This window comes from Pseudoalteromonas sp. PSi26 (genome assembly GCF_054960575.1).
On the sequence record NZ_JBHNYT010000007.1, the window covers coordinates 113,867 to 139,556 of the forward strand.

Here is a 25,690-nt window from a genome sequence, read left to right on the forward strand (position 1 = left end):
GTTAGTGAACATTAAATTAAAAAAATAAAATACTGATTTATTTTTTAATTTAATGGCGGATTTTTTCTTACCATTCGTCTTAGTTAGTATTGGCAAATAAAATAACAATAATTGCCGTAAACACACACACACGAGACACACACTAAATGACGAAAGACACACTTTTTTATAAGGTCTATTTGGCCTCGCGCAAAAGTCTCTCAAATGTAGTTGCACGCATAGTGCCGCCACATGAAATTGAAGATATAGTGCAAGAAACTTATGTGCGAATTTGTCAGATTAAAAACACTGAAAACATAAGCTCACCAAAATCTTTTATTTATAAAACGGCGCGAAATTTAGCGCTCGATTACCAAAAGCAAGCCAATATACGCCTAGTCGATGGGATCGACAACATGGAAGCGTTAGAGCAACTCTTAGCGGAGCATCAGCAAGACGAAATGTACGAAAAAGCACTCACCGATAGTGAATTTTCTAATTTTTGTGAAGCCATACGGCTTTTACCCGTGCAGTGCCGTAAAGTGTTTGTATTAAAAAAAGTGTATGGTTATTCGCAGCGAGAAATTGCTGCTCAATTAAACCTTAGTGAAAGTACCGTGGAAAAACATATAGCAACAGGCATGAAACGTTGTACGCAATTTATGCGTCAATCTACAAAAAGTGTTTATGGGCAACCAAATACTTCTTCGCAGCTAAATGCAGGAGGTGGAAATGACTAATATTCATCATATAAACGAGCGAAACACTAGCGACGATGCGCGCCTTGATAAAGCAAGTGAATGGCTAGCTAAACTAGATCGTGGATTGACTAAATCCGAAGAGCAAGAGTTAAAACAATGGTTGTCACAATCTTATAAAAATGTAGAGGTGTTACTTGAAGTAGCACAGCTGTGGGACAAAATGGACGACCTCAGCCGCTTGTCAGATCTATTTCCACAAACACCAGTAAAACAACAACGCCTCCCTGTGTGGTTAGGTGCAACAGCTGCATCTATTTTATTAGCTGTTGCACTTAGCTTTTTTCAAGAAGCGTTTAACTTTTCATTTTTTTACCCGGTTAATCAATCAGCAGTGGTTGCTAAACAGCTTAATTTTCAAACCGACGTAGGTGAAAGTAAGGACATACTGCTTTCTGATAAAAGTAAAATCACCTTAAACACAAATAGCTTTGTTCAAGTGAGGTATACCCAACACACTCGCGTAATAAATTTACTACGTGGCGAAATTCATATAGACGTAGCTCACGATAAAACGCGACCTTTAAGTGTGATCGCGGGTGATAAAGTTATTCAGGCTGTAGGTACTGCATTTAATGTAGAAGTAGGCCAAAAGCAAATTGAACTGATTGTGACAGATGGCAAAGTCCTTGTTGCAGAACAAAAAACCAAATCGTTACCCAACCTTTCCCTGGGGACTAATAAACAAGGACAGTATTTATCAAATAGTTCAACTTCGGTGTCAAAGGGAGAAAAACTTGATTTAAGCTTTAAAGGTAAAATTGCTAAAGCGGTCGAAAAAGTTGATCCTATGGATGTAGCCGCAAGATTATCGTGGCGCAAAGGTAGCTTAATATTTAGAGGTGAATCACTTGCTGAAGCCATGGCTGAAATCGGCCGCTATACAAATATAGATTTTGAGCTTTCAGAAGATGACCGTCTCAAAAAAGTACAAGTAGCTGGCATGTTCAAAACGGGCGATATTAAAGGACTCCTAGAAGTATTAAACAATAATTTTAATATTGATTATGAAAGAGTTAGCCCAGATAAAATTCGTTTAAAATACGCAGCACCACACGTTTCAATATAGTAAAGTACACAATAATAAAAACTAGGACACACAATTATGACATCACCTATCTCGCCGAGCATTAATAGCTCGGCGCACACATTGGGCACATGCTCTCTTTTTTATGTAATTTTTATCTCTGCCGTGGCTGCTATTGGTGGCTTTTTATTTGGTTTTGACTCGGGCGTTATTAACGGCACGGTGTCGGCGCTCGGCAATGCTTTTAATTCAAGCAGTGTGGCTACGGGCTTCAATGTAGCCTCGGTATTATTAGGCTGCGCCGTGGGGGCACTTGCTGCGGGGCCTCTGGCTGATAAGTTTGGCCGCCGTGCCATTATGATCATCACCGCGATTATTTTTGCTATTAGTGCGTTTGGCTCAGGCATTAGCGAAAGCTCGGGCGAGTTTATTTTTTACCGCTTATTTGGTGGGTTAGGTATTGGTGCAGCATCGGTATTAGCGCCAGCTTATATTGCAGAGGTTGCGCCACCCGCCCTTCGTGGTCGTTTAGCTACACTACAGCAACTCGCTATTGTGTTGGGTTTATTTGCTGCGTTTTTAAGTAACTATTTAATTGCTGATGCAGCTGGTAGCGCGCAAAATATTTTAATGCTTGATATAGCCGCTTGGCGCTGGATGTTTTGGGCTGAGCTTGTGCCTGCAATACTGTTTTTAGTGGGCGTGTTGTTTATTCCTGAGTCGCCTCGTTATTTAGTGGCGCAAGGTAAAGTAGCCGATGCAAAAACGGTATTTAGTAAAATTTCGAACGACAACGTTGATGCGCAAATAAGCGATGTTAAAGGCTCTTTGCATAGCGATAAAAAGCCGAGTATTCGCGATCTATTTATCGATGGCAGTAAAAAAGTACACCCAATTGTTTGGGCGGGTGTTGCGCTGAGTGTGTTTCAGCAATTTGTGGGGATTAACGTGGTGTTTTATTACGGCTCAGAGCTTTGGCAAGCCGCTGGTTTTGACGAGTCGCAATCGTTATTTATAAATGTATTAGCGGGTACCACGAATGTTGTATCGACATTTATCGCTATTGCCCTAGTTGATAAAATTGGCCGTAAACCGCTCTTACTTGTTGGCAGTGTGGGTATGTTTATTAGCTTAAGTGCCCTTACTTATATATTTGGCAGCGCAGGCCTAGATGAAGCAGGCAAGCTTGCACTAAGCGATAACATGGGGACGTTTGCGCTTATAATGGCTAACTTATTTGTGGTATTTTTTGGCTTAAGTTGGGGCCCGGTTGTGTGGGTATTATTAGGCGAAATGTTTAATAACCGTATTCGCGGCGCAGCGCTTGCGGTTGCAGCAAGCGCGCAGTGGATTGCTAATTTTGCCATTACCATGACCTTCCCTATTATGCTGGCTAATATTGGCCTTGCAGGTGCGTACGGCTTTTACGCTTTATCGGCACTTATTAGTATATTTTTTGTGGCTAAATACATTACAGAAACCCGTGGTAAGACACTTGAGTCTATGTAATTAGCCCTATAAAAAGCGGTGAACCCTCTCACCGCTTTGTATTTTTTAGCTAAATGATTGATTTAACAGTTGTATAAAAGACGTAAATAATTACCTCGCTTAACTTTGGGTTAAACACACACGCTCAATATTCTTTTTTACTATAAGTAATCGATTTAAATTCCTTTTTTGAATATAGAAAATTAGCTATTGTCCGCGTTTTACCACTACATATGTCTATCAAAATGAAAAATAAGTTAGTATCAGGCCTTGCATTAACATGCACATTAGGAACATTTAGCGCATTTGCTACCAATGGGTATTTTACTCATGGTTATGGCATGACCCACAAAGGCATGGCAGGTGCGGGGGTTGCGCTATCTGAAGAGTTGATGTCGGGTGCAAATAATCCTGCAAGCTTTAATGTAAATGATACTGAAGTTTCAGTTGGGTTAGAGTTATTTTCACCTGATAGAAAATACACAGCATCATCTGTAGATACGTTTTATCCGAATGCGCTTTATCTTGAAGCAAAAACCCAAAAAAGTGATAACACGTTATTTGCTATCCCTGAGTTTGCTATTGGCCATAAGTTAAATGACAAAATAAATATTGGCCTATTGGTTTACGGCAATGGCGGTATGAACACTGAATATGGGGCCAATTCTGAGCCTGAAGGCACATTTTATGCTGGCACGACTGGCGTTGATTTAAAGCAGATGTTTATTAGCCCAACTATTAACTACCAGTTAAATGAGCAAACAAAGGTGGGAATTTCACCTATTTATGTTGTGCAACAATTTAAAGCGACAGGCCTTGGAAACTTTGCGCCTTTTTCGCAATCGCCCCAATCGCTTACAAATAATGGCACCGACACCAGCACAGGTTTAGGTGTACAAGTGGGCATAACTCAAACCGTAGGCACATCATTTAGTTGGGGTGCCAGTTACCGCTCATCGGTGGCTATGGAAGAATTTGATAGCTATAAAGGTTTATTTGCAGAAGACGGTGGCTTTGACTTACCTAGCTCAATTCAAATTGGTGCCGCTTATAAAATTACACCAAATAACCAACTTGTATTCGATTGGCAAAAAATAAACTACAGTGAAGTTAAAAGCATTGCCAATCCAATGAGTAACTTAATGTCTGCACCTTTAGGTGCAAGCGCAGGTGCAGGGTTTGGCTGGGAAGATATGGATATATATAAATTAGGCTATCAGTGGCAGCGCACTGCAAAACAAAAAATTCGCTTTGGCGTTTCATACACGCAACAGCCTATTCCATCGTCTGAGGTGTTATTTAATATTTTAGCGCCGGGTGTACAAGAGTGGCATTTTACAACGGGTTTTAGTCATGAAGTTAGCGAAAAAGTACAATTAAACGCTATGGCTTTTTACTCGCCAGCTAAAAAAGTATCGGGTGCAAACTTTTTAGCGCCTAACCAACAATTATCAATTGAAATGGACCAATCAGGTGTTGGTGTATCAATTGTTTGGGGAATATAAAATGGTAACAGAATTCACACCTTTATCCGCCGCTTTAGGCGGTGCTTTAATTGGTATTTCATGTGCATTATTACTTGTTTTATTTGGTAAAGTGGCCGGTATTTCAGGGTTAGTTAAATCTTTGTTTACTCCACTAAAACCCGATAATGTGTGGAAAGTGTGCTTTATTACAGGCTTGTTAATTGCGGGCGTTGCCACTTCACTTATTGCGCCTGAGTTATTAGAGGGCGAGTTAAGCCTACCACCGTGGTTAATTATTATAGCGGGGCTCTTAGTGGGTGTTGGCACGTCACTTGCCAATGGCTGCACAAGCGGCCACGGCGTGTGTGGTATGTCGCGCTTCTCTACACGTTCTTGGGTTTCAACATGTGTGTTTATGCTTGTTGCTGTAATAACTGCTAACTTAGTTGGATAAAACATGAAAGCAATTACATCGGTATTTTTAGGCTTTATTTTTGGCTTAGGCCTTATTATTAGCGGGATGACCAACCCTGATAAAGTGCTTAATTTTTTGACCTTTAGTAAGGGGTGGGACGGCAGCTTAATTATTGTAATGGCGGTAGCCATGGGAATAATGATGCTGGCCTGGTTGTGGGTCTCTAAAGAAGACAGCCCTTTATTTGGTGAAGCATTTAGTCTAAGTAACCTAAAAAATGTAGATAGTAGGTTAATTACGGGCTCTGTTTTGTTTGGTTTGGGGTGGGGATTGAGCGGAATTTGCCCAGGCCCTGGCTTGGTTCAATTAGTGTCACTCAAAATGGAGTTTTGGCTGTTTTTTGCCTCTGTATTGGGTGGAATGTGGGTAGCTAAAAAAATATAAATAACGATTGCCGGGCTTGTCTCGGCAATACACTTCTCTTTACTTCAAACATAGGTACATAACTTGCTGTACTAAATATAATTATATTTAATAGGTTTAAGTTATGCTCAAAAATACGCTAGACGTTATTAATAACACCCCTTGGTTGAGTACGGTAGCTTACCTTTTATTTGTAACTATAATGTTGTTTTTTATTCGTTTTTTTATAATATACTGGCTAAAAAAATGGACATCAAAAACAACATTTACATTCGACACACTACTTCTAGACTCAATATCTAAGCCATTAACACTGTGCACAATTATTGTGCTAATCACCATTTTAGAGCACGATACATTCGTTATTGACCCCGAGTTAGCAAAGCGAATTCCATTCAACAGTATTAATATTGTATTAGCTTTACTTGCCCTTATATTCTTTTTAAATCACTTTGTTATTGGCGCAGTTAATCACTACGCTAAACAATCTGCGGTTATTTTTAATTCTCAAAGTATTATAAAGGGGGTTATTCGCGTTACTCTTTTTTCGGTGGGATTATTGGTTTTATTGGGCACTTTGGGTATTTCTATTACGCCTATTATTGCATCTCTTGGTATTACTTCGCTTGCCGTTGCACTTGCCCTGCAACCCACCCTTGAAAACTTTTTTTCGGGCGTCCAGCTTGTTATAGATAAACCCATACGTGTGGGGGACTTTATTGAGCTTGAGTCAAAGGAGCAGGGCTTTGTAGAAAAAATTGGTTGGCGCTCAACGTGGGTTAAAATGCTGCCAAATAATATGATTATTATTCCTAATAGCCAGCTTTCTAAATCGCGTATTATTAATTACTTTTACCCCGAAAAAGAGCTAAGTGTACCTGTTGATGTAAGCGTACATTACAGCTCAGATCTAGAATTTGTAGAGCAAGTAACGCTTGAGGTTGCGCGTCAAGTACTGATTGACCATGAGTGGGGCGTTGATGATTACAATACCTTTGTGGTGTATCACACCTTTGATAACTCAAGCATTAACTTTACCGTAATGCTGCGTGCAAAAGAATACTTTAATCGGTTTTGGGTTAAATCTGCTTTTATTAAGGCGTTACATAAACGCTATAACCAAGAAGGTATTGTGATCCCCTTCCCTATTACAGCTATTAACACAGCGCAAGAAGCCGCTAATTTTAATAACGCTGAGCATTAAAAAACCGAGGTAAGCGTGTTCCTACCTCGGTTTAATTATTTTACTACACGTAAAGTTACGCGTTTTTATACTGTGTTATAAAGCATAAGCAGCCATTTACTTACGTGTAGTAAAATTTATAGGTCACTAGAGCCACTTACTGCGTATTCATTGCTAAATAAATTAAAAGGCATTACCTTAATGTATTTTTGATATAGTATAACATATCCACAATGCAATTTAGTAAGATTATTAAATGATAAATAAACTGCCCGTCACAGTGTTATCAGGTTTTTTGGGGGCTGGTAAAACCACTGTACTTAGCCATATTCTTAATAACAGGCAAGGTAAAAAAGTCGCCGTAATAGTTAACGATATGAGCGATATAAATATCGATGCGTCCACTATTAAAAGTAATGTATCGCTCAATTACAGTAACGAAAAACTACTCGAAATGAGCAACGGTTGTATTTGCTGCACCCTACGAGAAGATTTACTTGTTGAAGTGGGAAAACTTGCCAAAGAGGGGTGTTTTGATTACCTCGTCATCGAATCTACAGGTATATCCGAGCCCCTCCCAGTTGCCGAAACATTTACCTTTGCCGACGAAAAAGGGGTTTCACTTGGTGATGTTGCCACCCTCGATACCATGGTAACAGTGGTTGACGCAGTTAACTTTTTAAACGACTACGAACAAGCAAATGATTTACAAGATACCGGCGAATCATTAGGAGAAAACGACGAGCGAAGCGTAGCCAACCTACTTGTTGACCAAGTTGAATTTGCCAATGTTATTTTAATTAGTAAAACTGATTTAATTACAAACGATGAATTAAATAAACTCACTGCCATTTTAAACACACTTAACACTCAAGCTAACATTATTCCTATATCAAACGGTCATATTAATATTAACGAAGTGCTAAACACCGGTTTATTTAATTTTGAACGTGCCCAACAAGCACCGGGTTGGCTTAAAGAAATGCGTGGTGAACATATTCCCGAAACCGAAGAATATGGTATTAGCAGCTTTAATTACACTGCGCGCCGCCCATTTGACCCTGAAAAGTTTTATAACTTTTTGCACAACACCGAGAAATTTGGCAAGCTCATTCGCTCTAAAGGGTATTTTTGGCTCGCAACGCGCCCTTTATTTTGCGCGCGGTGAAGCCAAGCTGGCGGTATAGCGCATTACGTATTTGCAGGTATGTTTTATAAAGCAATTCCTAAAAAAGACTGGCCCATAGAGCCCGAACTACTTGCTGATATAAACAGTAAATGGATAGAACCCTTTGGTGACATGCGCCAAGAGCTTGTGTTTATTGGTCAGTCGTTAGATAAAAAAGCCATGATTAAAGCGCTTGATGACTGCCTTCTCCCAGAAGATGCTGTACTTAAAGGTAAAGATTTTTGGAAAACCTTTAACGACCCATTTCCTATTTGGAAGGAAGAGTAATGAATGCCCTAGCCCCTTTAACAGCGCAAGTAAAACCGGCGGAACCACTGTACCGAAGAGCAGTTATAGAGAATGATACCAATGTATTACCACAAATTTATAACCAAGATACTAACATTGTTATTTGGCAAAGAGACCTTGAGCAAACATTAACAAGTGCAGTTAATACACTCATTAGCGCTAATGCTTTAAAACCAATTGAGCTTGCGGTATCGCCCGATAATACCTTTGATCAATTAATAAAGGCGCTTAAGCCAGAAAATAATAACCGCGATGAATTTAACGTTCTGTGTGAAGACATCACACTGTTGGTTGAAATGTTTTGCTGCCTGTTTGATTTAAAACGCGCCGGTTTAAGGCTAAAAATATTAGATAAACCCATGTGCCCGCGTTTTCATGTAGACAAAATTCCGTGCCGGCTGGTGACTACCTATCAAGGTGTTGCTACGCAGTGGTTAAATCACAGCGATGTAAACCGCTCAAAGCTAGGTACTGGTAATTTAGGTAAATCCGATGACGAGTCTGGCTTATTTAAAAGCCTAAATAATATTAATCAACTCCAGCAAGGTGATGTTGCCCTGCTTAAAGGCGAGTACTGGGATGAAAACGAAGGTGCAGGGCTTGTACATCGCTCGCCACCTGTGGCTGGAACTAATAGCGCCCCTAGGTTACTGCTTACTCTCGATTTTATATAAAATTAAAGCGCTATTTATAAAGGCCATATTTTGTCTGGCCTTTATAAATTATACTTAATTTATCTTTGTAAGGTATTAGCAATAACACTATATAATCCCTGAGAGTTAACGGGTTTTGAAATAAAGTCATCCATACCAACGTCTAAACAACGCTGCTTATCTTCTTCGTATGCATTGGCTGTAATGGCGATAATTGGAACCCGTGTATCTGCACCAATTTCATTTTCGCGAATGCGTATAGTACATTCATAACCGTCCATATTTGGCATTTGACAGTCCATTAAAATTAAATCAAACACATTATTTTTTAATACTTTAAGCGCTTCTAAGCCGTCGTTTGCCATTGTAATAGTAACAGCTGTTGGCTCTAACATTTTTGCAATTACTTGACGGTTTATAGGATTATCTTCTACTAGCAAAATATGCTTATTGATCAAATCTGGCAAAGATTGCGCTTGTACACGCTTTGCTAATTCGACAATTTGCGCTTTAGGTGCATGTATCGAAAACTTAATCGTACTGCCCAAACCTGGCACGCTATTGAGGGTTATTTCACCCTCCATTTTTTTAATCAAACCTTGGCAAATAGCCAGCCCAAGCCCTGTACCACCATACTTACGAGCTACGCTAGCGTCTGCTTGGGTAAACTCACTAAAAAGTAATAGTTGCTGCTCTTTTTTAATCCCAATTCCGCTATCAGACACACTTACCGTCAGTTGCTCATCTCTGTAATCAAACGATAAACGCACAAACCCAGCCTGAGTAAATTTTTGTGCATTTGACAATAAGTTAATAATTATTTGATTTAAACGTAAGTCATCTACATTTAAGCAATCGGGTAAGTCTGGGCTGCACTGAATAATAAACTCAACATTGTTAGAATGAATAATAGGTGAGAATAACGAGTGGATATTTTCTATAAACGGAGCAAGCAAAGTAGCACGGGGGCTTATTTGCATAGCATTAGCTTCAATTTTAGAAAAATCTAAAATATCATTTAATATTTGTAGTAAATTTTTTGAGCTTTTTTGTTGTGTTTCAAGCAACTCCCTTTGCTCATCGGTAAGGGTGGTATCACGAAGTAATACCTCACCCATACCTAAGATGCCGTTCATAGGCGTGCGCAGTTCATGACTCATATTGGCCAAAAACTGTGATTTAGCTTTATTAGCCTCATTAGCAGATTTAACTGCTTTTGTTAGCTCATCTGTTTGCTCAGCCACTTTAACTTCCAATTGCTGGTTAAATTGGCTTAGCTGCTTATTTAGATCCTGATTTTTAATATTAGACGCTTGTAAGCTTTCTATTGAATCCCTTAACGCACTTCCCAGCATCTTAAACTGCTCTTGTAGTTGCAGTACTTCGTACCAACTAGACTCCGTATTAAAATGTTGTTTTTCTGATTTATCAAAACCATGCATTAAATTAGTTAAACCAATAATTGGCTGAACTAATATGTTAGACAAATGATGTATGAACAGCACGACTAAAAATATCAACACTGCACTAAATAATATTGTTGGTGACCAAGCACTTGCTACTACCTTAGTTAAGTGCTTGCGGTTGTAAAGCGTGATAACTTGCCATTGGTTACTAGCATCAACATACTGATTGGTATGAAATACTTCATTATTAACAGAACGGAACAGTTGATTATCGCCCAAGTTACTTATTGTAAAATCTAAAGTTTTAAAGTCAGCCAGAATGTCAAATTGTGCTAATGAGCTAAAAACAATCCTTTGCTCAGCATCCAGTATAATTAGCTCACCAGTTTGGTTAAACAAGTTCGGTATATATTGCTCTAAACGTTCAAGCTTTAACGACCCTTCCACAACACCATAAAATTCATCATTTCTGTAAATAGGCGCAGAAAGTGCAACTATAGGTTCATTTCCAAGGCCACGCCCCTGAAACACACCACTGCTGTATCCTTGAGGATACCGTTTAGCTTCAGAGAAATATGGGCGGTCGTTTACAAACCGCTTTTCTTCACTAAGTCCTGCTAATAATGTGCTGGGAATACTTTTAGCAACATAGCCATTTGGCATTGCATATAAGCTTGTAGTAAAACCTGGGTATAAATCCATTAACTGCGTTAACTGTTGTTGTATAGTAATTCCACCACCTATGGCATCACTACTCATTACCACCGCGTTTTTATGAAACTGTAAATAGTCATTCAACTGTGCGCTAATAGATTTCGCTTTTTCTTCAAGCTGCGCATTTACCTCATACTCTATGCGTGAATGATGATCGTTAACCAAAAAAACACTTGTAATAAGGACAACCAAAACAATAATGACGCTCACAACATAGCTAAGAATACGGGCTAGTGGGCGCCCTTGATAAGCACGACTAGCAAAGGGAACAAATATGCTCATCAAATCAACGAGTGCTAAGCATATTAATGCGTTAACCAAGTATTTAAACACTGCAACAATAAGCGTTAGCGATGCTAAATCCATTACAAACTGGCCTATACTCCAAATGATAGGCAGTCCAACTAAAAACCAAAATACGGCACCCAATGGTAAAATGGGTTTAGAGCGCCTTAAACAAAAAATATAAAGCCATAAAAGCTCCAACAAATAAACTATGCTAGGCCAACAATGCCCCCATCGATAGAGTAAAAAACTTGAAACAATTGCGAGCGTAAGGCAGGAATAGCGCAGTCCAGTGAATACTAAGCTGCATAAAACAAAAAATTGTCCAAATAAAAATTCAGAACTATCGAAAAAAAACAGGGGTAAAAGATTAACCACCCCGCCAATTAGCCCTAATAAAATAGCTAGTGCCCACTTACTTCTTTGAGACATTACAACAACCCTTGGGCATCTGATTTAACATGTGTAGCGTTAACGTTAACGTATTATTTCATTATTGCGCAATATATAAGTCTTGTCTATATGGTAGAAATATAGGGAATATCAGAAAATATATTTCTGTGTATTTGATTGAAATTTTTAAGTTGCTTAGATGTAGTCACCCAAATGAGGAATTTGGGTGGCAGTCTTACCAGCCACATCTCGGCACACACGTCACAAACTGTGGCTGCTCCCTTCCGGGCCTGACCAGGTTCGCCTGCTAGTGTTGCGAGAGGACCAATAAGACTACCATTGAGGGCCTTGGTTGGCGCGGAAGAGATTATCTCTACTTTTACTGTGTTATTCAAGGGATAATCAAAAAAGAAGGTGCGATTGCATACTTCATATACAATCGCGGCTTTTAAATTTAATTTGTGACTGTTATTTGCTCTCTAATTGCGCTTTTATATTACGAAGTGCTGCTTTTACTTTTTTCATGTTGTCTGGACCCATGCGTAAAAGCTGTTTTTGAGCAGCAGGAAGTTGCTCCCACTCAGAAAACGCATACTGATAAGTTACTGAGTCACGTAAAAGTGGTAAGGCGCCTTCAGGCTCCGGAGTATCAAGTAGTAAATCGATAGCGTCGTTCAATGTTTGTTTAAACTCGTCATCGCCATAACCAATTTCAGTGTATGCATCGTTAATAAGTGGCTGGTACTCTTCAAACATACGGACCACTTGAGCTGCACTCATGCTAGTAAAAATTTTTACATACGGTGTGTAACGCTCATAACTATTTGGATCAATTGTTAAAATATCCCCTTCGGTAACACTGAAGCTTTCTTGGGGTTTAATAACAGGATTGTGTTTTTTAGCTACTTTGCCTTGAGCTAAGTTGTCAATAAAAACAACACCTCGACGAATAACATCATCAGTGACTAATAGGCTCATCACAGAGTCACTTAGGTACTCGTCAATTTTGGCAACAACCATAGTATCACTATCGTTTAAGGCAGGTAGCGTAGCTACTTCTGGTTCGGGTTCAACTATGCGCTGCGCTGGCACTTCGAGCTCTGCGGGCTGTTCAACTGCTGTTGGCTCTTCTGGCTCAATTATATCTGGTTCATTTAATGGCTTAAGTTCCATTATTGGCCGCTCTTTAACGGGCTCTGTTGCTTCTATGCGCGAAACCGGTTCGTCACTTGGTTTGAGTAATACAAATGCAACCACACAAGCAGCAACAATTAGCGTAATAATGGCAAGAAGTAAGTTACTGTTTGTTGAGCGTTTTTGAACATCTGGTGAGTCTGACATACGAACTCCATAAAAAATAAAAATGCGATATCACTTAGAGTGGGCTAAGTGGATTAAATTCATTCTGTTCGAGTTTTTTATTAAATCAATAGTTATCTTAAGTTAGACATGCTGAATTCAGCATTAAATTATACAGTTATAACTCTATGAACAGTTAACCTTTGATTCTTCTAGCTTAAAGACTTACAGTTGATAAATAAAGTAAAGACGTTGAACAGTTTAACCACCAATATGAAAATTAAGCAAATAGATCCCAAAAAACCTAAAACAGCCTTATTACTTACCGGTGGTGGTGCTAGAGCTGCATATCAAGTAGGTGTTTTAAAAGCATTAGCTCATAGCATGCCACGTACCGCACCTCTTCCTTTTAGAATAATTAATGGTACATCTGCCGGAGCTATAAACTCTGCGGCCTTAGCGTGTTATGCCTCTTGTGCGCACTTAGCAGTGCGAAAATTAGAATCTGTTTGGAAAAATTTTTCGACCTCTATGGTCTACAAAAGTGATTTTTTAAGTGTATTTGGCCACATTGCGCGTAATATTTTAACTAGCTTTCAATCAGAGCATATTAACCACCCACCAGCAAGCTTGCTTAACAACCGCCCTTTACGTGGTTTACTTAACGAAATTTTAGACTTGCATCGCATAGAGCGTAATTTACACCGAAACTATTTAGAGGCGCTTTCGATTACAGCCTCAAGCTATACCACAGGTGATTCAGTCGCTTTTTTTCAGTCAAATACACAAACAGCTTGGCAAAGAGCTAAACGAGAAGGCCGCCCAACACGCATTAATGTTGAGCATTTAATGGCATCAAGTGCTATTCCAATGGTGTTTCCAAGCGTTAATATTCATAACCATTACTTTGGTGACGGCTCTATACATCAACTGTCACCGCTTAGCCCATCAATACATTTAGGCGCCGAAAAAATTTTTATTATAGGTGTCGATGAACCTAAAGAGCCGCACCCACCGGGATATTCTGCACATTACCCTGGGCTTTCTGCTGTTGCAGGGCACTTGCTTGATAGTGTATTTACCGACACCATGCAGTCAGATTTAGAACGCTTGGGTAGAATAAACCGCACTTTGGGGCTTTTACCTGCACGAGATAAACACCAAGAACTAAAGCAAATAGATAGCTTTATTATTAACCCCTCACAAAACTTTAATGTCATTGCAGCACAGTATTACAACGATATGCCATGGGCGATAAAAGTATTATTGCGTACTATTGGTGTTAAAAAGCACTCTCAATCAAGTTTAACTAGTTATTTATTATTTGAAAAACGCTATACCCAGCACTTAATGGAAATAGGGTATCAAGACGGCATGGCTAAGCTACCTGAAATAAGAGCTTTTTTAGGGCTCGATTAACTTATTATTCAATACCATCTAATAAAAAATGTTCTACGCGTTCCACACGCCTTGGTTTACCTTGCAAAACGAGTATATCGTTGGCAAGCAAGATAATTTGATCTGAAGGGGCGTCTATTTCTCGATCTTGGCGTCGTAATGCCTTAATAGATACCTTGCGCTTTACTAAATTAAGCTCATTTATACTTTTATTAACCGCATGTGCTTTATCGGGCAGAGCAACCACATGCAAATACTCTAACTTATCTGAATTACTTTCATCGTTGTTTATATGCTCACCTGTAAAAAAACTTTGCAAAAATTGATAACGATTTCTTCGCTCATCGCTCACCCGCCTAATAATTCGGCTCATGGGTACACCCGACATAGACAAAACATGCGAAACGATCATTAAACTTGCTTCAAGCGTTTCTGGTACAACTTCAGTGACACCCAGCTCTCGTAGTTTTTCAAGCTGGCTATCGTCTCGGGTTCGGATAAGTATTTTTACCTCTGGAGCTATTTGCTTTATTGCGTCTATCACTATTTGTGTTTGTTCAAACTCGGTAAATGTAATAATCACCAACCGCGCTCGCTCTACGCCCGCACACTTTAAAATATCTTTTTGTTTAACGTGGCCAAATATTACAGGCTCACCTGCGGCCTTTCCTTCTTGCACAAGTATGGGGTTACTTTCAACAGCAACATATTCAATAGCTTCTGGCTTTAAAAAGCGCGCTATAGTTTGCCCTACCCTCGAAAAACCACAAATGACTACATGGTTTGTGTAAAGTGTACTTACTTGTGGCTCTCCTTCCCATGCAATGCTTGGGCTATTTAATAACCCTAAACGCCTTAAAATATAGGGGGTTTTTTCAATTAAAAATGGTGTTAACGCCATCGATAACACACCAAGGGCAATTAAAAATGAAATGTGTTCGCTGGTTAATAATTGATGCTGCCTACCTAAGGCAATTAATACAAAACCAAATTCACCCATTTGCCACAGCATAATGCCACACGCTAATGAGTCCTGTTTTCGCTCACCCATAAGTTGTGCACTGATGGCGAGCACAGCTATTTTTAAAACTAATAATCCAAATAATGCACCAACGATAATAACGCCATTGCTAAACACATAAAGTAAATCTAGCTGCATGCCTACGGTAACAAAAAACAGCCCCATTAAGATATCGCGAAATGGCCGTATGTCGGCTTCAAGCTGGTGCCTATAATGACTTTCACCAAGCATCATTCCGGCCAAAAATGCACCTAGTGCCATTGATAAGCCAAACATATAGGTTAGTAAACCCGCAAACAAAGCAACTAGTAGCGTAGTAAGTACAAATAGCTCATCAGTGCGCACTAAGGCTATTTCGCTGAATACTTTAGGCAGTAACCATTTACCAATAGCCCATAACAGCACGCAAACAAAAGCCCCTTTAGTCAGAGAAAATGCTAACGCCCACCCAATTGTTTGTGAATCGCTTGTGGCAAATAAAGGAAGAATAATAAGTAAAGGCACTACGGCAATGTCTTGAAACAACAATACACCGATTGCTAATTGCCCTCTGCGCTGATTAAGTTCCCCACTTTCTTTGAGCAATTTAACAACTACCGCCGTTGAAGACAGCGCCATAATCGAGCCAACAGTAAAGCTGGTAAGCAAGCTAAAGTTTAAAAAGTACAAAATTATAATAAGTAATAAGCTTGTTACAATCACCTGCAGTGAACCTAAGCCAAATACAATATTACGCATGGCCATTAAGCGAGATATTGAAAACTCAAGCCCCAAACTAAAAAGCAAAAATACAATACCAAGCTCTGCAACAAAGTCTATTTCGTGAGTATGTTCAAGCCATCCAACGCCATGACTGCCAGCTAAAACACCTGTTGCTAGGTACGCCAAAATTGGCGGCAAACCGATGCGCTTAAAAAACCACACAAAAATAACGGCAACGACAAGTAAGCCAAAAAATTGAGCATTAGTACTTTGCAAATTTGGCCTCCGGCATCAATTAAACTAAGGGATGTAGTTTAACTATAGCAAGTAATTGTTTTTAAGCTAATTTCAAAATGTGGCACAAAAATCGCTTAATATTTGCAAAGCAACACTCTCGGGGGAGAATTTAATGGAAAATGTCCATATTTTGACGCAACGTGTCTCTGGTCGCGGCGACTTTTTGCCGTTTTCGGCTGAGCACACACCAAATAATGAAACAACGGCAACACATGAGTTAGTCGCAGAACTACAGACTAGTTTAGTTATTGAAGATGTATTAGCCATATACGCAAAATTTACAAAAAAGCTTTTAAACTTTACAGGATTGCAGTTTCAATCAACGCTTGGCACTGCACAAACTTCTGAAAGCGATACTAATAGCACGCCCTATATTTTTGACTTAACGATTGGAAAAGAGCACTTAGGGCAACTTATATACTTTAGTAAATACCCTTTAGGCAAAGCAATTGAAAGCAAATTACGCTCGCTTCACTCTGCGCTAGTTTATCCGCTACGTAATGCGATGATGTATAGCCGCGTACTTAAGTTGGCTACAAAAGACTCATTAACGGGTTTAAACAACCGTAGTCAATTTAATGACATTTTATCTCAGAAGCTCGAAAACTGTCGCCGCTATCAGCGCCCTTTTAGCTTGATGCTACTTGACCTAGATAATTTTAAGCAGGTAAATGACAAGTTTGGCCACAAAATTGGCGACGATACACTTAAAGAATTTGCAACTGTATTAAATTCAAGCATACGCGCTACAGATACCGTATTTAGGTTTGGTGGCGATGAATTTGCAATACTAATAGAAGACCCTGAATTCAAAACTAATCAGGTTGTATCTGAACGTATAATGCAATTTGTAAAGCAATCTAGCCTAATGTCAAAGCATGAAGTTACGGTCAGTATTGGCTATACCTTAGCAATGAGTAATGATTGCGATATAGAAATCTTTTCTCGTGCAGATAAAGGTTTGTACAAAGCAAAAGCGTCTGGCAGAAACTGCGCTAAAGCATATTGATTATAAGGCTTTTTTAAAAGGCTTAGCTTCCCCCGCTAAGCCTTTTTTATGAAAACCGTTACCCTATTGCTTGAAAGACTTTGCAGGTAAAAATTTATAAATTGTCAGCGCCACACAAAAACCTAAAAAGTAACCACTCACTAAATTTATTAAGGCTGTGGCGTTATCAAGAGGCGTAAATAACACTAATATGAGCGGTAAACTCACCCCTAATATAAAAAATATGCCTCCTTTACCTAACCAATAAGCCATTAATATAATCGCTGATATAGCACCGCCCGAAATAGCATACGCTAAAGTTAAAATGTTCAAATCTAGTAATACATTAGCAACTATCGCTATTAGGGCTGTAAATAGTATGCCTAGTGGCGCTTTATTGACTAGCGATAATCCAACATGTGGCTGTTCACTCATTTATTTACACTCCCAATAAATACCATTTTCATCATAATGTTTGTCACTTATAAAATAGCCAACCACTTGTACTAGTTCGTCATTATAAAAAATAAGCGGCACTTGACTTCGAAGCCAAGGCGCTACTTTTGCGTCCTTAAACCAGTGCTTTACGCTGTTACTTCCGGGCTTTTTAAGAGGCTTTATACGAGCGCTGTTGTAATTAAATCTTACTGAAACCTGCTCATTGGCATGCGGTGCTCTTATTCCTGCACCACTTTGCTTTGTTAATACGCGGCCATCGTTGAGAGTGAGTTCATGAGTGATTAACTCATCATCATTCACAATGTTTTTTTGAGTTACAAAGTATAAATACCCTTGGTGGCGCCTAACCTGTCCATCAACTAAGTCAATTTGAATTTTAGCATCGGCCTGAGCGTTTATTGCCTGATTAATAATTTGTGACAACTGCTTTTGAGATGGCATTACTTGGGTAAATAAGCTAAGCCACGCACGAACCACATTTGTTATGCGCACGTCGCTATAATGAATTATTTGGCTAATACACAATGCTTGCTGGTCATTTAAACTTTGGCTTAAATCAATTTGAGTGTACTCATCAAGTAGCGCTTGTTGTTGCTGCAATAACTCAATGCTGCGCCCAGCACACTGTTCAAAACCTTTAAACCGCTTAGCCAGTTCAGGCACTACACGTGCACGCAAAAAGTTACGATCAAAACGCTCATCGGTATTTGAGTCATCAGTAATGTGCGCAATATTAAACGCTGTGGCAAAGTGCTCTATATCACTGCGCGTAATGTTTAAAAGCGGCCTGTAGCATATTCGCCCGCTTTGTAGTTCACGCATTGCTTGCATTGCGCCTAACCCTTTTAAGCCCGAGCCACGCTTTAAACGCAGTAAAAACGTTTCTATTTGGTCGTTTAAATGCTGGCCTAATAAAATAACACTTTGCGGTGCGCTTAGTTCATCAAGTGCTTTATAACGTGCCTCACGTGCCTGCGCTTCAAGACTTGTTCGTGTTTGCCGGCTTATTGTTACCAGTGCGGTATTAAACGGTATATCTAGCTCAACGCATAGGTTTTGGCAAAAAGCCTGCCAGTCATTAGCGTATTCGCTTAAGCCATGATTAACGTATATTGCACTTACCTTTAGCTTTGGCATTTCTTGCTTTAGCACGTGCATTATATGTAACAATACAACTGAGTCGACCCCACCCGAAAGCGCAACAGTAAAATTAAACTGTTGTTGCTTAAAAAAGTACTCAAGGGCGTGTTTAACGTGCTGATAAATCGCTGATGATTGCATTTAATACGCTATAAAATTTGTGTTAGAAGTATTTTAAAACAAAAAAGCCGCATAAGCGGCTTTTTTTGACATTTAATGTAATCGCTACTTTATTAGCAGTAACCAAACGACATTAAACGCTTGTAACGTTGATCAAGCATGTCTTCAAGCGAAAGCGCTTGTAAGTCTGCTAAATCACGCTTTAAACGCGTTTTTAAGTTACGCGCCATTGCATCGTAATTGCGGTGCGCGCCACCTAAAGGCTCATCAACTAAATTGTTGATTAAATCTAGCTCTTTAACGCGCTCAGCGGTTACGCCCATAGCCTCTGCAGCAAGTGGTGCTTTGTCTGCGCTTTTCCATAAAATTGATGCACAACCTTCTGGCGAAATTACCGAGTACGTGCTGTATTGCAACATATTAACTCTGTCGCCAACACCAATGGCTAATGCACCACCCGAGCCGCCTTCGCCAATAACCGTACAAATAGTTGGCACTTTAAGCGCCGCCATTACTTTAAGGTTACGTGCAATTGCTTCAGACTGACCACGCTCTTCAGCGCCAACACCAGGGTATGCACCTGGCGTGTCGATAAAGGTCATAATTGGCATTTTGAAGCGCTCAGCCATTTCCATTAAGCGAAGTGCTTTACGGTAGCCTTCTGGTTTTGGCATACCAAAGTTGCGCTTGATTTTTTCAGCTGTGTCACGCCCTTTTTGTTGGCCAATAACCATCACTGGTTCGCCATCTAAACGTGCAACACCGCCTAAAATAGCCGGGTCGTTAGCAAAAGTACGATCGCCTGCAAACTCGTCAAACTCCGTGAAAATGCGCTCGATATAATCTCGAGTATAAGGACGCAACGGATGACGCGCTAACTGCGATACTTGCCAAGCGCCTAAATTTGAGAAAATTTCCTCTTTTTGCTTAGCACTTTTTTCTTTTAATTTGCTGACTTCCTCTTCTAGCTCAAGGTCTAATTCGCCAGCGCGGCTTATGCTTTGTAATTCTTCAATTTTTGCTTCTAATTCTGCAATCGGAAGCTCAAAATCAAGATAATTGAGGCTCATGCTCTAAACTACCTAATCAGTTAAATTCTAGTTCTACATTTTGTGCCGCCATGAGTGATAACTTATGAATTAAGTCGTCGCTCGGCGTGACACACCATTCGATCCCTAGGGTTAATTGCGCCAACGCATCGGGGCGTTGGTAATAAACCTTGATCGGACACGTTCCCATTTTATAAGGTTCGAGTACTTTTTGTAATTTATCGAAGAAACCTGCCTCGATTTGCACCATGTTCAGCGTCATTTTAATCGCTTTAATGCGTTTTTCACGCGCTTGAGCAATGGTGTTTATTTCTCTGGCGGTCATTGTAATGCCACCAGAGAAGTTATCAAAGCTGACCTGTCCAGATATTACCAAGATATTATTAACTTGCAGCATTTCTTGGTACATTTCAAACTGTTCTGGGAACAAGCGTACATCAATACGGGCGCTCTTGTCATCTAAAGTTATTAAGCCCCAGCGGTTACCTTTTTTATTAATTAAAGTGCGAGCAGAAATAACCAAACCAGCAGCGGTTGAGAGTACATCACGATTAGTTGGTTGTAAATCCACCAGCTTTCCGCTGGTGTAATACCTAAGTTCTTTTCGGTACTGATTTATCGGATGCCCTGTTAAATAAAGGCCTAACGTGTCTTTTTCACCCTCTAACCATTCATTGTCAGTCAGTCCAGTCGCCTTGATAAACGCTTGCTCAACTTCATCTGGCTCGGTGGCCAGTAAACCAAATAAATCGCTTTGCCCAAGTTGTTCAGCCTTGTTGTGCTGATCGGCTGCACGCATGGCATCTTTTAAACTTGCCAGTAATGTTGCACGCCCTGCTTGGGTTTTTTCTGGACCGAGTTGATCAAGTGCGCCGGCATAAATTAATTTTTCGGTGACACGTTTATTTAAGCGTTTTAAGTCAACGCGAGCACAAAAATCAAATAAATCCTTAAACGGGCCGCCCTTTGCGCGCGCTTCTAAAATAGCGTCTACTGGCGCTTCACCTACACCTTTAATTGCGCCAATACCATAAACAATTTCGCCTTGCAGGTTAACCGTAAACTTAAACTCACCGGCGTTAACATCGGGCGGTAATAAGGTGAGCTTCATGTTTTCACATTCATCCACCAAAATCACTATTTTGTCGGTGTTATCCATATCTGCCGACATTACCGCAGCCATAAATTCTGCCGGATGGTGCGTTTTCATCCACAGCGTTTGGTACGAAACCAGTGCATATGCCGCCGAGTGAGATTTATTAAAACCATAACCTGCGAATTTTTCTACCAGGTCGAAAATTTTAATCGCCAGTTCGCCGTCTATACCATTATTGCGTGCACCTTCTTCAAAGGTTGAACGCTGTTTAGCCATTTCTTCGGGTTTTTTCTTACCCATAGCACGGCGTAGCATGTCGGCGCCACCCAGCGTATAGCCTGCGAGTACCTGGGCAATTTGCATTACTTGTTCTTGGTACAAAATAATGCCGTAAGTAGGCTCAAGTATGGGCTTTAAGCTTTCGTGTTGGTATTGGGCATCAGGGTATGAAATTTCCTCTCTACCTAGTTTTCGGTCGATAAAGTTATCTACCATGCCTGATTGCAATGGACCTGGGCGGAACAAGGCTACTAATGCAATCATATCCTCAAAGCAATCGGGCTTAAGACGGCGTACTAAATCTTTCATGCCGCGCGATTCTAGCTGAAACACTGCGGTTGTTTCGGCGCGTAGTAATAGCTCTATGCTTTTTTTATCATCCAGTGGAATAGTGTTTATATCAACAGGGTCTTTGCCTTCGCGCTGCATACGCACGTTGGTCATATCCACTGCCCACTGCAAAATGGTCAAGGTACGTAAGCCCAAGAAATCGAACTTAACAAGGCCCGCGGTTTCAACGTCGTTTTTATCAAACTGTGTTACCGGAAACTTACCTTCGTCATCGCAATAAAGTGCAGCAAAGTCGGTAATTGTGGTCGGCGATATTACAACACCACCGGCGTGTTTACCGGCGTTACGCGTACACCCTTCAAGGATGCGACACATATCGATTAAATCTTTTACTTCAGAGTCGCCGTCGTAGGCTTCTTGTAAGCGCGGCTCTACATCGAAAGCTTTGGCAAGGGTCATCCCGGGATCGCCTGGGATCAGTTTCGAAATACGATCAACAAACCCATATGGGTGGCCAAGTACACGACCTACATCGCGTATTACCGCTTTTGCGGCCATAGTACCAAAAGTAATAATTTGTGATACCGCATCACGCCCATACAATGCCGATACGTGATCAATTACTTCGTCGCGTCTGTCCATACAAAAATCGACGTCGAAATCGGGCATTGATACACGTTCAGGGTTTAGGAATCGCTCAAAGAGTAAGTCAAATTCAAGCGGATCGAGGTCAGTAATTTTAAGTGCGTACGCCACTAATGAACCCGCACCCGATCCTCGCCCTGGACCTACCGGTATATTGTTATCTTTACTCCACTGAATAAACTCCATTACGATTAAGAAGTAACCCGGAAAACCCATTTGGTTGATTACTCCAAGCTCTACGGCTAAACGTTCATCGTATTCAACACGTTTTACTTTTCTATCTTCTTCGTCAGGGAACAAAAACTGGAGTCGTTCTTCAAGGCCATCTTCTGACACTTTAACCAAAAACTCATCAATATTAAGAGAGCCTGTTGGATAATCTGGTAAAAAGTATTCGCCTAACTTTACAGTCACATTACAGCGCTTAGCTATTTCTACCGTATTTTGCAGTGCTTCAGGTATATCGCTAAATAGCTCAGCCATTTGCTCAGGCGTTTTTAGGTACTGTTCTTCTGAGAAACGTTTAGGACGGCGTTTGTCATCAAGTGTGTAGCCATCAAATATAGCTACACGGATTTCGTGCGCTTCAAAATTTTCAGGTTTTAAAAATACCACTTCGTTGGTTGCAACAACGGGCAGCTGCTCTTTAGCTGCAAGCTCTACCGCCATGTGCAGGTAGTCTTCTTCAAGCGGGCGGTTAGTTCGTACAAGCTCTAAATAGTAATGATCGCTAAAGTGCTGCTTGTAAAAGCTAATTACGCTTTCTATAACGCCCGGATTATTTTTTAATAATGCTTTACCTAAATCACCGTCTTTTGCGCCTGAGAGAATAATTAATCCTTCTTTATGATTAGCTAACCATTCTCTGTCAATTACTGGACGATGAAATACATGACCACGCTGATACGCCTCAGAAATTAATAGCGTTATATTTTTATAACCCACATTGTCTTTAGCTAAAATTGTAATGCGACATGGCTCATCGGGAAATTCAGGGCTGCGCAGCCAAAAATCAGCGCCAACAATCGGCTTTATACCCGCATTATGGGTAGCGCCATAAAAGCGTACTAATCCACAAAAGTTCATTTGATCGGTAATAGCAATCGCGGGCATTTCTAGCTCTTGCGCTTTAGCGACTATTGGCTTGGTTTTAGCTAAGCCATCAACCATCGAAAAGTCTGAGTGGACCCTTAAATGTACAAAATCAGGTGCTGCCATTATTTTGCCTCGCCTTTCGCTTGCATAAGTACACGCTGAACGGGTTTAAAACTTTTACGATGTTCATCTATTGCGCCGTACTGCTCAAGCGCCGCAAAGTGCGCTTTAGTGGGGTAACCTTTATGCCCTGCAAACCCGTATTGCGGGTAGCGTGCATCGAGTTCAAGCATTTCATCATCACGCGCAACTTTAGCTAAAATAGACGCTGCTGATATTTCAGCTACTAGGCTATCGCCTTTAACAACCGCTTGAGCAGGCATAGTGAGTTTTGGTAAACGATTACCATCTATAAATACAAACTCAGGCTGTGTGCTTAATCCTTCCACTGCGCGGCTCATAGCAAGCATGGTGGCGTGTAAAATGTTTAAGTCATCAATTTCAGCTGGGCTACAACGGCCATAGGCATAACATAATGCGTTTTCTTTTATTTCTACAGCCAGTGCTTGGCGCTTTTTATCTGTTAACTTTTTAGAATCGGCTAAACCTGAAATGGGTTTAGTGGGGTCGAGTATTACCGCAGCGGTAACAACATCACCTACAAGCGGGCCTCGCCCTACTTCATCTACACCGGCAATTAAGGTTACATTGGGTCGTTCAATTTGCATGTATTAACTCCGCTACAGCTTGCGCTGCTTGTTTGCTGGCGTTTAATCTAATTTTTTCATGAATTGCTAAAAACCGTGCTTTTAATTGTTTGTTATCTGTCTCTAGCATAGGTGTAAGTGCGCCTGTTAAATTGGCTACGTTACAGTCGCTTTGTAAAAATTCAGGCACTAGCTCTTCATCGGCCAATAAGTTAGGCAGTGAAAAATACTTAATATTAAAGGTAAATAAAGTTTTAAAAATCCAATAACTCATTGGCTTTATTTTATATCCCACAACCATTGGCTTTTTATACAGCATGCCTTCGAGTGTGGCTGTGCCAGACGCAAGTAAAATGGCATCTGCCGCCTGCATCGCTAATTTTGATTGTCCATCTAGCAAACTAATATTAAGGCTAGGTGCTGTGGCATTTAAAATATCAGTAAACTGCGCTTTGCGCTTTTCGTTTACCAGCGGCACTACAATTTTAAGGTTGGGGTTTTGCGCTTGAAGTTGCTGCGCTGTTTTTATGTAGGTTTCGCTTAGTAAGCCTACTTCAGAGCCTCTGCTACCTGGCAGTAACGCAAGTACTTTGTCATCTAGACTTAACCCTAATTCTGTACGTGCTTGGCTATCGTCGTGCTCAAGCGCAATATCGTCTGCTAATGTGTGCCCTACAAACGTACACGGTACTTGGTGCTTATCGTAAAATTCTTTTTCAAACGGTAATAATGCAAGCACTAAGTTAGTAGCAGCGTTTATTGTATGTATGCGTTTTTCGCGCCATGCCCAAACAGACGGACTTACGTATTGAACTGTTTTAATGCCTGCATCTTTTAATGGTTTTTCAACGCGTAGATTAAAATCAGGGGCGTCTATTCCAATAAATACATCGGGTGGGTTATCTATAAAATGTTGAACCAATTGTTTACGGATTTTCAGTAAACGCGGTAAACGCCCGAGTACTTCAACCAAGCCCATTACAGACAGCTCATCCATATCGTAAAGCGTTTTACAGCCTTGCGCCTGCATTCTTGGCCCTGCAATCCCTTCAAAGGTAGCGTCTGGAAAATGTATTTTTAATGCTTTTATCAGGCCTTCGCCTAAAATATCGCCCGACAGCTCACCTGCCACTATACCTATTCGTAGTTGTTTCTTTTCTTTAGTCATTTGCTTTTTGGTTCATATTTAAATCGGGCGTCATAAGTTTAGTTTACCGCGTTTTGGTATGTGATTAAACGCTTTAAACAACTCGTTTTTTATCTATAAATATAATCTCTATTGTTGTTTATTTTTAATACTGATGTAGCATACAAATAATATATTAAGTTTTTCTAATATATGTTGACAAGTATTGAACAAGTGTGAATAATATTACAAACTTTCAGTAATTACTGAAAGTTCATTTAATAATTAACTCTGCCAATACCTCATTGTCC

Annotated in this window: 19 protein-coding genes, 1 other RNA gene and 1 pseudogene; 11 read left to right on the forward strand and 10 right to left on the reverse strand. The window is 40.2% G+C overall.

Annotated elements, in window-relative coordinates; all coding sequences use genetic code 11:
* Positions 1-146 precede the first annotated feature (146 nt).
* The 9 genes and pseudogenes from ACFI34_RS09555 (at position 147) to ACFI34_RS09595 (ending at position 8,890) form a co-directional block, all read left to right on the forward strand.
* Positions 147-719 (forward strand): RNA polymerase sigma factor, encoded by a 573-nt coding sequence (locus ACFI34_RS09555; RefSeq protein WP_462673316.1) that lies wholly within the window; start codon positions 147-149, stop codon positions 717-719.
* Positions 712-1,806 (forward strand): FecR family protein, encoded by a 1,095-nt coding sequence (locus ACFI34_RS09560; RefSeq protein ID WP_462673317.1) that lies wholly within the window; start codon positions 712-714, stop codon positions 1,804-1,806. Before ACFI34_RS09555 ends, ACFI34_RS09560 begins: the two co-directional genes overlap by 8 nt.
* 36 nt (positions 1,807-1,842) lie before the next feature.
* Complete coding sequence (locus tag ACFI34_RS09565) at positions 1,843-3,273, forward strand: sugar porter family MFS transporter (protein WP_462673318.1); 1,431 nt, start codon at positions 1,843-1,845, stop codon at positions 3,271-3,273.
* Positions 3,274-3,497: 224 nt separating this feature from the next.
* Positions 3,498-4,757, forward strand: a complete 1,260-nt coding sequence (locus ACFI34_RS09570) for an OmpP1/FadL family transporter (RefSeq protein ID WP_462673319.1) — start codon at positions 3,498-3,500, stop codon at positions 4,755-4,757.
* Position 4,758: 1 nt separating this feature from the next.
* Positions 4,759-5,172, forward strand: a complete 414-nt coding sequence (locus ACFI34_RS09575; RefSeq protein WP_462673320.1) for a YeeE/YedE family protein — start codon at positions 4,759-4,761, stop codon at positions 5,170-5,172.
* A 3-nt stretch (positions 5,173-5,175) separates the two neighbouring features.
* On the forward strand, positions 5,176-5,577 hold the full coding sequence (locus tag ACFI34_RS09580) for a DUF6691 family protein (protein WP_462673321.1): 402 nt from the start codon (positions 5,176-5,178) through the stop codon (positions 5,575-5,577).
* 103 nt (positions 5,578-5,680) lie between these two features.
* The gene (locus tag ACFI34_RS09585; RefSeq protein WP_462673322.1) at positions 5,681-6,760 is read left to right on the forward strand and encodes a mechanosensitive ion channel family protein; all 1,080 of its coding nucleotides are present in this window, start codon (positions 5,681-5,683) and stop codon (positions 6,758-6,760) included.
* 235 nt (positions 6,761-6,995) lie between these two features.
* A pseudogene (gene zigA, locus ACFI34_RS09590) lies at positions 6,996-8,195 on the forward strand (zinc metallochaperone GTPase ZigA).
* Positions 8,195-8,890, forward strand: a complete 696-nt coding sequence (locus tag ACFI34_RS09595; RefSeq protein WP_462673323.1) for a DUF1826 domain-containing protein — start codon at positions 8,195-8,197, stop codon at positions 8,888-8,890. Before zigA ends, ACFI34_RS09595 begins: the two are co-directional and overlap by 1 nt.
* Positions 8,891-8,949: 59 nt before the next feature.
* On the opposite strand, the gene ACFI34_RS09600 is transcribed toward ACFI34_RS09595, so the two are convergent.
* From ACFI34_RS09600 to ACFI34_RS09610, 3 genes are all read right to left on the reverse strand, one after another.
* A complete protein-coding gene (locus ACFI34_RS09600; RefSeq protein ID WP_462673324.1) occupies positions 8,950-11,706 on the reverse strand; it encodes a hybrid sensor histidine kinase/response regulator in 2,757 nt (918 codons plus the stop codon).
* A gap of 194 nt (positions 11,707-11,900) precedes the next feature.
* An RNA gene (gene ffs / locus ACFI34_RS09605) (signal recognition particle sRNA small type) lies at positions 11,901-11,997 on the reverse strand.
* Between the two features lie 138 nt (positions 11,998-12,135).
* Positions 12,136-13,008, reverse strand: a complete 873-nt coding sequence (locus ACFI34_RS09610) for a DUF3014 domain-containing protein (RefSeq protein WP_462673325.1) — start codon at positions 13,006-13,008, stop codon at positions 12,136-12,138.
* A 231-nt stretch (positions 13,009-13,239) separates the two neighbouring features.
* On the opposite strand from ACFI34_RS09610, the gene ACFI34_RS09615 reads away from it, so the two are divergent.
* Complete coding sequence (locus ACFI34_RS09615; protein ID WP_058429482.1) at positions 13,240-14,385, forward strand: patatin-like phospholipase family protein; 1,146 nt, start codon at positions 13,240-13,242, stop codon at positions 14,383-14,385.
* Between the two features lie 4 nt (positions 14,386-14,389).
* Here the strand turns inward: ACFI34_RS09615 and ACFI34_RS09620 are convergent, their stop codons facing one another.
* On the reverse strand, positions 14,390-16,363 hold the full coding sequence (locus ACFI34_RS09620) for a monovalent cation:proton antiporter-2 (CPA2) family protein (protein ID WP_462673326.1): 1,974 nt from the start codon (positions 16,361-16,363) through the stop codon (positions 14,390-14,392).
* Positions 16,364-16,496: 133 nt separating this feature from the next.
* Between ACFI34_RS09620 and ACFI34_RS09625 the strand changes: the two genes are divergently transcribed.
* Positions 16,497-17,393 (forward strand): GGDEF domain-containing protein, encoded by an 897-nt coding sequence (locus ACFI34_RS09625; RefSeq protein WP_462673327.1) that lies wholly within the window; start codon positions 16,497-16,499, stop codon positions 17,391-17,393.
* 63 nt (positions 17,394-17,456) lie between these two features.
* Here ACFI34_RS09625 and ACFI34_RS09630 read toward each other — a convergent pair whose 3' ends face one another.
* From ACFI34_RS09630 to lpxB, 6 genes are all read right to left on the reverse strand, one after another.
* Positions 17,457-17,807, reverse strand: coding sequence for a hypothetical protein (locus ACFI34_RS09630; protein WP_462673328.1), 351 nt, complete (start codon positions 17,805-17,807; stop codon positions 17,457-17,459).
* Positions 17,808-19,112: a tRNA lysidine(34) synthetase TilS gene (gene tilS, locus ACFI34_RS09635; RefSeq protein ID WP_462673329.1), complete on the reverse strand. Its 1,305-nt coding sequence runs from the start codon at positions 19,110-19,112 to the stop codon at positions 17,808-17,810. It abuts the gene before it with no gap.
* A gap of 92 nt (positions 19,113-19,204) precedes the next feature.
* Positions 19,205-20,161, reverse strand: coding sequence for an acetyl-CoA carboxylase carboxyl transferase subunit alpha (gene accA, locus ACFI34_RS09640; protein ID WP_006793614.1), 957 nt, complete (start codon positions 20,159-20,161; stop codon positions 19,205-19,207).
* Positions 20,162-20,177: 16 nt separating this feature from the next.
* Complete coding sequence (gene dnaE / locus ACFI34_RS09645; RefSeq protein WP_462673330.1) at positions 20,178-23,669, reverse strand: DNA polymerase III subunit alpha; 3,492 nt, start codon at positions 23,667-23,669, stop codon at positions 20,178-20,180.
* Positions 23,669-24,274 carry a ribonuclease HII gene (rnhB, locus tag ACFI34_RS09650; RefSeq protein WP_462673331.1) on the reverse strand — a complete coding sequence of 202 codons (606 nt, stop codon included), beginning with the start codon at positions 24,272-24,274 and terminating at the stop codon, positions 23,669-23,671. Before rnhB ends, dnaE begins: the two co-directional genes overlap by 1 nt.
* Positions 24,264-25,421, reverse strand: a complete 1,158-nt coding sequence (gene lpxB / locus ACFI34_RS09655) for a lipid-A-disaccharide synthase (protein WP_462673332.1) — start codon at positions 25,419-25,421, stop codon at positions 24,264-24,266. Before lpxB ends, rnhB begins: the two co-directional genes overlap by 11 nt.
* Positions 25,422-25,690 lie beyond the last annotated feature (269 nt).